Annotated in this window: 9 protein-coding genes; 1 reads left to right on the top strand and 8 read right to left on the bottom strand. The window is 63.6% G+C overall.

Going from position 1 to position 10168, the window contains the following annotated elements; translation table 11 throughout:
* Positions 1 to 269: transposase (locus NT151_08685; GenBank protein MCX6538994.1), on the bottom strand; the 269-nt coding region annotated here is incomplete at its 3' end.
* Positions 270 to 1189: 920 nt separating this feature from the next.
* Here NT151_08685 and NT151_08680 point away from each other — a divergent pair.
* A complete protein-coding gene (locus NT151_08680; protein ID MCX6538993.1) occupies positions 1190 to 2482 on the top strand; it encodes a hypothetical protein in 1293 nt (430 codons plus the stop codon).
* 415 nt (positions 2483 to 2897) lie between these two features.
* Here the strand turns inward: NT151_08680 and NT151_08675 are convergent, their stop codons facing one another.
* The 7 genes from NT151_08675 to NT151_08645 all read right to left on the bottom strand — a co-directional run bounded on the left by NT151_08675 (position 2898) and on the right by NT151_08645 (position 9783).
* Complete coding sequence (locus NT151_08675) at positions 2898 to 3656, bottom strand: dienelactone hydrolase family protein (protein MCX6538992.1); 759 nt, start codon at positions 3654 to 3656, stop codon at positions 2898 to 2900.
* 350 nt (positions 3657 to 4006) lie between these two features.
* Positions 4007 to 4225 carry a hypothetical protein gene (locus tag NT151_08670; protein ID MCX6538991.1) on the bottom strand — a complete coding sequence of 73 codons (219 nt, stop codon included), beginning with the start codon at positions 4223 to 4225 and terminating at the stop codon, positions 4007 to 4009.
* Complete coding sequence (locus NT151_08665; protein MCX6538990.1) at positions 4219 to 4410, bottom strand: PIN domain-containing protein; 192 nt, start codon at positions 4408 to 4410, stop codon at positions 4219 to 4221. Before NT151_08665 ends, NT151_08670 begins: the two co-directional genes overlap by 7 nt.
* Positions 4407 to 4655, bottom strand: coding sequence for a CopG family transcriptional regulator (locus NT151_08660; protein MCX6538989.1), 249 nt, complete (start codon positions 4653 to 4655; stop codon positions 4407 to 4409). Before NT151_08660 ends, NT151_08665 begins: the two co-directional genes overlap by 4 nt.
* Positions 4656 to 4890: 235 nt before the next feature.
* On the bottom strand, positions 4891 to 6972 hold the full coding sequence (locus NT151_08655; GenBank protein ID MCX6538988.1) for a tetratricopeptide repeat protein: 2082 nt from the start codon (positions 6970 to 6972) through the stop codon (positions 4891 to 4893).
* A 75-nt stretch (positions 6973 to 7047) separates the two neighbouring features.
* Positions 7048 to 7725, bottom strand: a complete 678-nt coding sequence (locus NT151_08650) for a response regulator transcription factor (protein ID MCX6538987.1) — start codon at positions 7723 to 7725, stop codon at positions 7048 to 7050.
* Positions 7726 to 7770: 45 nt separating this feature from the next.
* Positions 7771 to 9783, bottom strand: a complete 2013-nt coding sequence (locus tag NT151_08645; protein ID MCX6538986.1) for a HAMP domain-containing sensor histidine kinase — start codon at positions 9781 to 9783, stop codon at positions 7771 to 7773.
* Positions 9784 to 10168 lie beyond the last annotated feature (385 nt).

Here is a 10168-nt window from a genome sequence, read left to right as displayed (position 1 = left end):
CGATGGCGGCCACGGGGGCGGCTCTTCGGAACCAGGCCCGCCGTCTGCAACGCGTGCTTCACCCAACTGTAGGACCGCGTCACCTGATGCTCCCGGCGGGCAATCTCGCAGAAGTGCCGCACATTGAAGCCGCGATACCGCTCCCGATACAACTGCAGCACGTGCGCCAGATCCGCCCCGGAGGCGCGCCGCCGGGATGGCGTTTCCCGGCGGCGGTCGAAGAACGCATCCGGCCCCCGTTGCTCATAGCGCTCCCGCCACCGGCGCATCGTCCGCGCACTGACCCCCAAGATGTCGGCCGCCCTTCCTGTACCTGCATCGCTCGCTCCCAGACGGACTCGGCATACCCCATCGCGCCTCCTTCGGCTACTCGGGGTATCGTCCGCCATCGAAGCGGTCAATTCACTTGCTCTCGCGTACGGTCAAATCATGTACTCGCTACACTGCGCGATTTTTCAGTTGACAGTGACGGATGAGCCGTACATCATGCTTGCTAAATCTCATCCGTATCGGGCCCCTACACCCGACAATTTTGCGCGCGAACCACGCACCTGCTGACCCGTTGTCAGCAGAGCCAGCGAGCGCGTGTCGCGCCCGCTCAATGCGAAGGTGCGAGACGCGGTCGGGGATTCGGGCGTGTCTGGGGCCGTCACCCGTGGAGGAGGCATCGAATGCGCCGAGCACTTCTCGTCACCGTTGCTGTCGCCGTCGCGATCTTGCTGTCCGCGGGAGCGCCAGCTCAGGGGCAGACGTTCAGCCAGCCGGTCCCCCACCCGAACAGTATCTGGTATCAGCCGTACCAGTCCTGCCAGATCGGCATCCGGCAGGGTCCGGATTACAGTTCCCCGCTGTACCACGTTTGGAAGGTGCGGCTGCGGGGAGCGACGACACCAACGAACGTGACGGTTAACGTCACCGCTCAGTCGACCGGCAATGACCCGGGTGCGACGCTCTCTATCCCGAGCTGCTGTGTCCCATATCAGCGCCCCTCTTCGGGCCGCCGGGAAGCCGGAATCAGCGTGTGAGAACGGCCGTTATGTTCACGGCCCGTGAGACGGCGTCCCTCGGAGGCCGCCAATCCCTCTTCTTGTCTATAGGTTTCGAAGAAACCGGTCTACTCAACTCAGACCAGTATTGCAGGCGGCCAGTTCCGGCTGCCTCCGGTACTAGCCTTATCAAAGGAAGTTTGATGAAACTGACCAAAACATTAGGAATATGCGGTTCGATCTTTCTATTAGTTGTACTCGCTGCACCGGTTTTAGCTCAAACCGCCTCCGGCGCCGGTCCAGTCGACGCTGCGCTCGACCGAACCCTGCGTTTCAGCGCACCGTCGGATACCGTGCCCGCGGACACCTCGTTACTGGGCCAGCTCACTTGGAACGCCAGCATGTACAATCACGCTGGCGAAGGCTCAAGCCCCGCGATAACTTTCAACCATCCCAATATCACGATCAACCGCTTACTTGGCCCCATAACAGGCTGGTACTACACAGATCCGCCCTTTATCGGGACTGACACCACTGTGTCATTTCCCCTGAGCTGGGGGCGAGATACTCTGCCCCCACAATCTGGCATCAGGCAGGGGTGGGGATCGACCAACCAATTCACTACATACACTCCGGGCTACGATTCTTCACGAACCGTATCTCCGCTGATCATCCCTGCGGGTGAGACGATAGACCAGACCGTGACGGTAAGAATGGCGCTTCAAGATTCCCGATACGCCTTCCCGGCAACGGGCATCATTGGTGTGGACATGGGCGGGGGCCTCAGCGGCAAGTGCGTGAGTATTAGCGGATTGCCGACCGGAAGTCAGACTGGGTGCGACGATAATGGGGCGCATTGGTCGGTGAGCAATCCGACGGTTGGCACAGAGTACACCGTCACCATTGTTCTCAAGATTTCCAATTCCAACACCTATCCAGTAAGTAGCAAACCGTGGATGAGTACGCAGGCGGGTATCAATCACGTACCGGGTGTTGTTACCGCGGCCAGCACGACGATCACGGATCCCAATGTCCCCTCTCTCGGGTACGTCGTATTCTCCGTGGATGAATCTGCAGAGTGGCACCCCCGAGATCCAGGCCTCACCTTTATTGTCGACTATCCGGGACTTTGGGAAGAAGCCAAGGACACCACACCGCCTACGATTTCAGGCCTTCCTGCTGCCGGGACCTGCACACTCTGGCCCCCGAACCATAAGTTGGTCCAGGTGGCTACCGTAACCGCCAGCGCTGGTCCGTCAGGTCTAGCCGCTTTTGTAGTGACTGCGACCAGTAACGAACCGGAGAATGGTCTCGGTGATGGCGACACTGCCCCAGACACTGTCATCACCGGCGGTACTATCCAGCTCCGGGCCGAGCGGTCGGGAACTGGAACGGGGCGAGTCTACACATTGACGGCAACCGCCACAGACGGTGCCGGAAACACGACAATTACGACCACGACCTGCACCGTCCCCCACGATCAGCGTAAGCACTGAAACTCGGAATAGGGGTCCGGCGATCCATTCTGTTGGTAATACTTCTGAGAGGATTGGTCGTAGAGTCGCGTTTAGAATCTTCAATTATGGAGAGGTAAAGGGCATGGTGCGCCGCCGTGCACCAACCTTGCCTGTAACTCACGCCTCGGTCTGACGGTCCGGTCTGGGTTTTTCCGATCACGAGCGGCAGTATCGTGATCCACGAGGGATAACGTTTTGCCAGGCAGGGGCGCGCGGCGGCGGGCCCCTGCCGGTTCGGACACCGGCATCCGGTCGAGGTGTCGGTGCAGCCGGCGATGGAGGTCGTCGTCCCGTGTGGGAGCTGGTGAGTGCATCGGCAACCTGTGCGCAGGACTGCCCTTCGGCGCGGCCGCGTTGGCCGGCGAGGTGACATCGAGCGCCCTTTGGCTGTCGTTCAGCGCGCGATGACGTACGACTTGTAGACCGGGTCGGCTGTCAGGGCGTGCTGCCGGAGAAACGCCCAGACGCCCTTGTTGATCTCATCTGCGCGGTCGTAATACGCGTGGGTGTGGTTCTTGATTTCAATCAGCTCAACGGCAAACCCGCTCTCAGCGATGATGTCACGTGTCGCGCGAACCACCTTGACGGGGAACAGCGGATCGCTTGTCCCGACCCAGATGCCAATCGGTATTTTCCGTTCCGCGAGCCGAAGATAGGGCTCGAGCTCCTTTTGCAGCACGCCCGCATGGGCCGCGACCGCCGCCAGGTACTCGGACTCCAGCACCGCCATGCTGAGCGCCTGGATCGCCCCCGCGGAATGACCGAACAGGTAGACGCGCTTGGGATCGACGGCGTGCTTCTGCTTGATGGCTTCGATGACGTCGTGCAGGAATGCGGGCCCGTCCGTGTCGGGAGCCCAGAACTGCCGGTCCTTGGATTCGGGTCCGGCCACGACGATGCCTTCCTTCTCGGCCAGCGACTGCCACTTGTCGAGCAGCGACCGGCCATCACGTCCGGATCCGTGGAGGAGTACGATCAGCGGCGCTGGCTTCTTCGACGGGTTGGCTGGGACAAACAGGTAGTAGGTCCGGCTCTGGCCTTCAAAGTTGAGGGTTTCCTTGGTTGGCTTGTCGGCCGCTACGCTCGGTGACGGCCACGCGAGCACGACCATCGATAGCGCCACCAGAATCGCATCTCTCAACCGACTGCTCACGCTCGCCTCGCATATTCGGGGGACCATTGGCACCCCGCACTCTACACGCCCGGCGCGTCGCGGACAAGAGCCGGAACAACGACCCCTGCCTCCCGGGCGACGTGATGCGTTGGCTGCGGGGGAGTGAGCAGGAGCCTGCCGGAAGAAGCGACCGCGGCTCGATCGTCTGCCCGGTGAATGCCGACGGGCCTAGGCACGCATCGTCGGCGGCGCGTAGGGCCGGCCCTATCAGAAAAGACGGCATAGTATCCCGATCAATGACCAATTCCGTCTGACGATGAAGAGGGTCGGGTAGCAACCGTAGACGGTCCGTGTCGAGATCCGCCGCGAGTGGAATTGAAGAGAATCGCTCAGTCGGCCGCGACGAGGCTGAAGCCGGCTTCCTCGAAGTGGCGATCGAACGCGAACGCTCGGTCGAGCCCACGTTGACGCATCGCTTCAAAACTCACCGCGTCAACGAGGCTCAATTCGCGCCGGCTTGCCGCAATCAGAGCGGATACGGCTTTCTCGTGCAGTTCGCGTCCGATCCACTCCACGTCGACGACCGGCAGGAGATCGTCGGTCAACACGCGGACGGCGGCGCTGCCGAGCCGACGCTGGTGAGTGCGTACGTTTCGACCAGCACGTAGTTCGTCGTCACGATCGGCACATCGTTCCCAAGCAGTCGCTTCCAGATGAGGCGAGCGTCTTCGTGCCTGACTTCGTCGGCATCAATCAGAGCGAGCAGCGCCGAGGTATCCAGGAAGACGGTCACGGCTTCCTGGCCTGGGCAAGGTGATCGTCGTGCCGGGTTCCGAGATCGGGCACGCCCGACCGAAACCGGCCGGCAGCGGCCAGCGCGCGGGCCTTTGCGTGGTCCCGTCTGCCTCCGGCATGAGCCTTGAGCATCGCGTCGACGCCATCTCGAACGAGGTCGGCCATTGAGCGACGCTCAACAGCGGCCAACTTGCGGAGTTCCTGCGCCTGTGCCTCCATTAGGAGGATCTGCGTTCGCATCATTGGTGTCGTTATAACACATACAGAAGACGTTATAATGTAAGTTTCGTTTTTTGTTCGTCTGACGTTAACGAAAGAACTGAGGCAAGAATGTGCGTCGGGACGAATTACAAGCAGCGTCTTTCCGCGCGTACATTCTTGTAAGTCGCCGAGGCGCTTACAGATCTGTCATTGCGCCGAGACTCTGTCGGTAATTCGTCCCGACCGCCACTCCTCCCCGGCGGGCACTGGCTCCGATCTACTTGGCCTTCCCAACGGGCGCGGCGGCTGGCTTCGGCAGGAAATTTTCCATCACGTAGATTTCGGTCGCGATTGACCACGTCCCGATCGCGACCCTGCGGCCGTCGGGGTGCACGCGCAGGTAGTACGGAGAATCGACGCCCACGTCCAGGCGCTGCGGTTCGCCGCCCTCCGCCGCGACACGCCACATCTGGACGTTTTCGGTGGGCGTGCTGCCTTTCGGGGTCGAGGCGAAGATCACATAGCGCCCATCCGGCGTCCACGAACAGACCCTGTAGTTCGTGCCCTCAACGCGGTTCGTGACAAGTTCGCGCAATTCTCCGCCAGTCGCGGGCATGACGCGCAAGACGGTCGCATGGCTTTCCTGCGCACCGACGACGACACGCTGACCGTCGGGAGACACCGACACGTAGATGAGCCCTGGCTTCCGAAGGACCTCGGTTTCGCGTCCTGATTGCAGGTCGCGCGTCAACAACTGAGGCGGCTGTGAGCCGGAACCCTCAGGCGCGTAGATGTAGAAGATTGTCTTGCCATCCGGAGACAGGTCGAAACGCGGAAACGGTCCCAGAGACCGTGGCGTGACGGGTGTCGCCTGCCCGGTCTGCACGTCCACGCGTACCAGGCTCCGGCCTTTTCCAGGCTCCAACGCCGACACCACGACCGCCTTTCCGTCTGGAGTCCAATGAAGGGCAAACCCCAGCGACGTCATGCCGACGACGCGCAGTTCGCGTTCCTCGCCTGTGCTCGTGGAACGAATGACAATGAACGAGGGGAAGGAGCTGTCCTGAGTCTGATTGCGGAGGTACGCCAGAAATCTGCCGTCGGGTGACCAGTCCGGGTTCCCCGAGACACCGAACCAGCGCCGCGACACGGGCTGAGGCGAGCCGACGAGTTTGCCGCTTGCCGGATCCAACTCCGCGACGTACACATCCCGGGTGGGGGTGCGGACGCCGTAGTAGAAGGCCCCCGCGCGCGTGAACCCCAGCGTCCGGTTGCCGTAGTAGCCCTTCTTCACCAGTTCCGGCTCGCCCACGGCCCTTCCGCCAGCCACCGCGACCCGCCATATATCTGGCGATCCCGATCGTTCGCTGTGGAAGAGGAGGTGCCCTCCGTCCGGAGTCCAGCCCATCAGTCCGCGTGGCGAGAGATCCGGAATCAGTGGATACTCCTTTCCGGTCTGAACCTCGACCAACGACACGCCATCTTTCACCGTCCAGGCGATGTACCGTCCGTCGGGCGAGAACCGCCCTCGCGGCGACGGTTCCTTTCCCATCGCTTTCAGCAGCTTCGCCGAGCCGTCGGCAACCGCCACCAGCATCATGTCGGTCGTGCCGTCGGCCTTCCCGATCTCGACGAGCAGTTGCTTGCCGTCTGGCGACCACGCCACGGGCTCCTCGTCGACCTCGGCGCCCGCGGTGTGCAGCACGCGCGGCTTCGAACCATCGAGCCCGATGACGCGCAGTTCGACCGAACGGTTCCAGTCGTACCAACTGTAGGCAATGTAATTGCTGTCGGGAGAGGGCACGGAGAACCCCACTGCCCCCTTCGATCCAGCCGGCCTGTTCTTGTCGGTCAACCGCCGGTCCAGGCCGGTGGCGAGATCGTGGATGGCAAGATCGCCCTGGTCGTCGAACGACAGGTAGCGGCCGTCGGGAGACACTCCGCCCAAATAGTTGGCTTTTCGGCCGTCCCAGACGCGCCTGACGGTCATCGCTGATCCGCCAGCCGCGCCGCCGACCCCCGCCATGGCGGCCAGACGTGCGCGCGCCTGCGCGGCAGCGTCACCCTGATCGGCGTACTCGCGGATCACCTGCTCGTAGGCCTTGCGGGCGTCGGTTTGCCCGAGCTTCTCGTAGCAGCCGCCGAGCTGCACGAGCGCCTTGGCTCGGACGACCCGATCGTTGGGGAAGCGCGCGATGATGGCTTTGTACTCGGTGATCGCGGTCTGCAGGTTACCCTCGACGACCTCGCGATGCATGGCCGCCTTGAAGGCCACCTCAGCCGATGGCGATTGCTGTGCCGTGATGGCCGTCGTCAGGATCAGGAGCGCCAGCAGGATGGGAAGTCGGGTCGTTCTCATGGAATCCTCCTGGCACCCAATGTAGTCATCCACTGCACGCGTGCGATGGCGGTTTGGTCACGGTTTGGTCACTGGTCAGCCGTCAAATCGGTAGCCGAAGCCGCGCATGCTCAGCACGAACGCCGGCCTGGACGGATCCGTCTCGATCTTCCTGCGCAGGCTGGTCACCTGGTTGTCGACGACGCGGTCGGTGACGAACGTGCCGGAGCCCCACGCCTCGTCGATGAGCTGCTGGCGGCTCATGGCTCGGCCGCGGTGGCGGAGCAGAGCGGAGAGCAGCTTGAACTCGAGGGGAGTGAGCAGGACGGCGGCGCCGCCGCGTTTCAGCTCGCGCCGCCCCATGTCGACTTCGCAGTCGCCGAATCGATACGTTTCGGAGCCGTCGTCCGACGTCCGACGCAGGACCGCCTTGATCCGGGCGCGGAGCTCGCGTGCACTGTAGGGCTTCGTCACGTAGTCGTCGGCGCCGAGTTCGAGGCCGAGTATCTTCTCGGCCTCCTGAGTCTTTGCGGTCAGCAGCACGATCGGTGTGCGGATGCCCGCGTGCCTGATGTCCCGGCACACGTCGAAGCCGTCCTTGCGCGGCAGCATCACGTCGAGCAGGATCGCGTCGAAGGCGCCCTCGATGGCCCGGCGGCTGGCCGTCTCTCCGTCCGTGACGACTTCCACCACGTAGCCTTCGGAGGTCAGGTCGTCATCGAGCGCCATCGCGATCCCGTCATCGTCTTCCACCACGAGGATGCGCTTGGTCACGATTGGCTCCTTGGAACTTCCTCAGTCAACGGGGTCAGACCCCATCTATTGCGGTGATCTGCGTTTGGGAAATGGGGTCTGACCCCATTGGCCGGCGGCGGGCAGCAGGATCGTGAACGTGCTGCCGCGATCCGGCTCGCTATCCACGCGGATGTCGCCGTGATGTGCGCGCACGATCTGCCGCGCCATCGCAAGCCCGACGCCGGTCCCCTTCACGCCTGACTTGCGCGCTGCCGCGCCGCGAACGAACTTCTGGAAGATTCGCCGCCGTTCACTTGCGGGGATGCCCGATCCCTGGTCGCGGACGCGCACTGCCACTCGCGTCCCCTCACGCTCCACTACGACGTGGATCGGCGCCTCATCTGGTGAGTACTTGGCGGCGTTGTCGATCAGGTTCGACAGCGCGTGGCCGAACGCGTCGGCATCGATCTGCACTGACGGAAGCGTGCCACCGGCGTCGATCTCGATCGGGTGCCGCACGGCCTCCGGCGTCGCGCGGAATTGCTCGACGATGTGCGAGACGACGACGACGGGGTCGGCCGGCTCCAGGGTATACCGTTGGGCGCCGGCCTCGATGCGGCCGAAATCGAGCAGCGTCTCAACGAAGTGCTGGAGTCTTTCGGTCTCGCGTGCGAAGACCTCGTAGTACTGCTGTCGTCGTGCCTCGTCTACGGTACGGCCGGTCCTGAGCAGATCGGTCAGATGACTCATCGACGTCAGCGGCGTGCGGAACTCGTGCGACACGGCGGACACGAAATCGGCCTGGAGCCTGGCGACCGCCAGTTCCTTGTGTACGGCGCGAGCCACGATGAGGCTGCCCGCCACGACGAGAAAGCCGAGGAGCGCGAGACCGACCAGCAGCAATTGCCGGCGGCCGGCGATGTCGGCCATTTCCAGGCGCGAATCGGCGCTGGCCACCCGGATGGCCCACGGCAGGCGCGTGTCCTGCGCCATCCTCACGGCCACCGGTCCCGCCGCCGCGGCATCAGCCCTCAGAACCTGATGGCCCGCGTCGTCGACCAGCGAGACCCGCGCGTGCTGGGTCTGCCAGATGCTCTGCCAGTTCGCACTCAGGTAACGCGATGAGGCGGCCAGGACCATCGCGCCGTCGGGCCCGCCGCGCCAGACGAGCAGCACGGCCTGCCCGTCGAGCCATGCGCTTCGGCGTCCGGCCCAACTGGAAACGGTGCGCCCAGAGTCTCGCCACTCCGCCCACGCCATCTCGACCGAGGCGGCGAGCGCGAGGCCTTCGCGCCGGTGTTCGAGGCCGCCCGGCTCGGCTCCACCACCCGTCACACGCGATCCGAGCCAGCGCTGCGCGTGCTCCCATTGAAAGAGAAACTCCGCGCGGTCGAGGGGCCATTGGCCGCTCTCGAGCACAGTCAAGAGAGCTGCAGCCTCGCGTTCGAGCTCAGGCAATCGCCGCAGTTCGCTCAGCAGCGCACAGCGCTCCTGACGCGCCACCAGATCCGCTGCCTCGCCAGCGACCTGGACCGCGCCCAGTGTCCCGAGTTGTTCATAGACAACAAGCGCCTCGTCTTCGCGATGCAACTTGCGAAGCGTTCGGGCCAGGCGGACCAGGCTGCCGGCGCGCACGCGGGGATCGGGAGAGCTGGCGAGACTCCTGAAGATGGCGCTTGCGCGCTCCGGGTTCGCGTTTCGGTACTCTTCGGTCTCACCGGCGTGCCATTCGTCGGCAGGCGGACCGGCGTCTGCGATGGCGACAGGGACGTACAGCAGCGGCGCCCCCGCGCGGCGCGAGACACCCTTGGCATCGAACGCCACGGCCACCGCTCCGTCGCGGGCGAGTTCGATTGGCGGAGACGCCAGGAGTGCTGGCAGTCGATCGCGGATCCCGTCGAGTTCGTGTGCGAGGCCGGCGGCAATCGCGCCTGCCGCGCGTTCGATGCGCTCCTGGATCTGCTGTCGCTCGAGATCACGGTCCTGCTGGAGCAGTCGCGCCCCGAGCCAGACGAGGGCCACGCCGGGCACGAGCGTGACCGTCAAGAACAACGCCAGCAGGTACTGCGGTGGCCGAAACCAGTTGCCGAGGCGCATGTGCTCCAGAATGAGGGCCGTCTGTGACGGTGGAACTGTAACCCAGATCGCCGGCGGTGGCTTCGAGGTTTCGGGCGGTTATGTCACGAAACGGTCACAACGCGGTCATGGTTCGGGAGCGCGAACCGATGTGCTGTGCTGTGGGGGGCGGGACTGATTATCGACACGGTCTCGATTCGCTTGCAAGATCGTAATCTCCACCGGAGATGACAATCTCGCCGTTCTCTTGAGACTCTGTACGCAATTAAAGACTGCTGCATAAATAATGGTACAATGTTCCTCGAGGTGCGCGATGCGACTTCGAGGATCGGCGGACTTGCTGGAAGATCGGCGGCATCGGGCGCTGGCGCTCCTGGATGAGGGGTTGTCGCTCCATGCGGTGGGT

It is taken from the genome of Acidobacteriota bacterium, assembly GCA_026393675.1.
GTDB lineage: Bacteria > Acidobacteriota > Vicinamibacteria > Vicinamibacterales > JAKQTR01 > JBAXOX01.
This window is presented reverse-complemented; position numbering and strand designations above follow the sequence as displayed.

What these genes read in the sequence shown, in the direction of transcription:
- NT151_08680 (MCX6538993.1), top strand. Translation starts at nt 1,190, where the DNA reads ATGAAACTGACCAAAACATTAGGAATATGCGGTTCGATCTTTCTATTA.
- NT151_08660 (MCX6538989.1), bottom strand. Translation starts at nt 4,655, where the DNA reads ATGATGCGAACGCAGATCCTCCTAATGGAGGCACAGGCGCAGGAACTC.
- NT151_08655 (MCX6538988.1), bottom strand. Translation starts at nt 6,972, where the DNA reads ATGAGAACGACCCGACTTCCCATCCTGCTGGCGCTCCTGATCCTGACG.
- NT151_08645 (MCX6538986.1), bottom strand. Translation starts at nt 9,783, where the DNA reads ATGCGCCTCGGCAACTGGTTTCGGCCACCGCAGTACCTGCTGGCGTTG.